Below are 1,183 nucleotides of genomic sequence, written 5' to 3'. Positions count from 1 at the left end.
AAGGTCTGCACAACGCGACGCGCGGTGCGGTTTGAAGTGACGTGATGACGGTGACGCGCCGAAGCCTTCGATTCGGCCGGTCTCGCGGTCGATTGGCACCGCTTCGCAGGCACTGTCAGCACCTCGCGAGCCCGCTGCGGGTATCGCGGACGCACTCATCCCGGCGCTCGCATCAACTGCCGCCTGGCCATCCACAGGTTCGACAGTGCGAACAGCGTGACGATCTGCGCGGTGTTCTTCGCAAGCCCTCGGTATCGCACCTTGGTGAACCCGAACTGCCGCTTGATGACGCGGAACGGGTGCTCGACCTTCGCGCGGATGCTGGCCTTCATCTTCTCCACACGCTCGGCCACGAAGTCCGGCTCGATGAAGGGGTTGAGCTTCCTGCGCAGGCCCGGGCGCATGGCCACATGCCAGGTGGGCCCCGCGGCTTCGGCCCGCTTGTGCACGCCCTGGTAGCCGGCGTCGCCGAAGGCGGCTTCTTCCTCGCCGTGCAGCAGTTGCCCGGCGACGTTGAGGTCGTTGACGTTGGCCGCCGTGGTGGCCACGGTATGCACCAGACCCGACTGCGCGTCCACGCCGATGTGGGCCTTCATGCCGAAGTACCAGTTGTTGCCCTTGCGGGTCTGCTTCATCTCCGGATCGCGCTCACCTTCGGCGTTCTTGGTCGAGCTCGGTGCCGAGATCAGCGTGGCGTCCACCGCCGTGCCGCTGCGCAGCATCAGGCCGCGATGCTGCAGCAGATCGTTGACCACCCGCAGCATGTCCACGGCCAGGTTGTGGCGTTCCAGCAGGTGGCGGAACCTCAGGATGGTGGTCTCATCAGGCAGCCGTGCCGTCACGCTGTCGAGCTTGGCGAACTCCCGGTACAGCGGCACGTCGTGCAGCGCCTCTTCCATCGCCGGGTCGCTCAGCCCGAACCACTGCTGCAGGTAGTGGATGCGCAGCATGGTCTCGATGCCGAAGGGCGGTCGCCCGGTCTTGGCCTTGGGGTAGTGCGGCTCGACGATCTGCACCAGCACGCCCCACGGCACCACGCGTTCCATCTCTTCCAGGAACTCGCGCTTGCGCGTCTTCTTGGTCGACAGGTTCAGGCCCAGGCCCAGCTGCTTCATGGTCGTCTTGCTCCGATGCGTCGTCGCTTCAACTCATGCAAGATTCGGGCGGGTTTTGCAGACCTTCC

General features: G+C 65.5%; 1 protein-coding gene. It reads right to left on the bottom strand.

From position 1 onward, the window contains the following. Positions 1-155: 155 nt before the first annotated feature. Positions 156-1,115: an IS5 family transposase gene (locus x551_RS22495; RefSeq protein ID WP_036236753.1), complete on the bottom strand. Its 960-nt coding sequence runs from the start codon at positions 1,113-1,115 to the stop codon at positions 156-158. Positions 1,116-1,183 lie beyond the last annotated feature (68 nt).

The sequence above is a fragment of the Methylibium sp. T29 genome (assembly GCF_000576205.1).
In the GTDB taxonomy this organism is placed as follows: domain Bacteria; phylum Pseudomonadota; class Gammaproteobacteria; order Burkholderiales; family Burkholderiaceae_C; genus Methylibium; species Methylibium petroleiphilum.
The sequence above is the reverse complement of the archived record's forward strand: the minus strand, read 5'-3'. Positions and strand labels throughout refer to the sequence as shown.